The 226-nt window shown below is 41.6% G+C and carries 1 pseudogene; it reads right to left on the bottom strand.

Annotated elements, in window-relative coordinates:
* Positions 1 to 226 (bottom strand): annotated as a pseudogene (locus tag LI162_RS16135) (ABC transporter permease); the annotation flags it as partial.

The following is a 226-nucleotide window of genomic DNA, read 5'->3' as shown; positions in this document are numbered from 1 at the left end:
GTAAGAATTTTGGCAAGAGCGATTTTCCCCCAACCATTTCGAGTCGTCAATACTAGTGTGCTTGTATTATCATGCCATTCGCCCGCAAATAAAGAGGATAAAACAATACCGAGAAACAAAGCCATCACAACTCCTAGATCCGCAACCATACTACCAAGAAGCGTTGACCAGCCTTCTACCCACTCATAATGAAATGGTTTTTCTACCTTTCTCTCTATCTGATGTA

It is taken from the genome of Mediterraneibacter sp. 210702-DFI.3.120 (assembly GCF_020561005.1).
Lineage (GTDB): Bacteria > Bacillota > Clostridia > Lachnospirales > Lachnospiraceae > Mediterraneibacter > Mediterraneibacter faecis.
The sequence above is the reverse complement of the archived record's forward strand: the minus strand, read 5'-3'. Positions and strand labels throughout refer to the sequence as shown.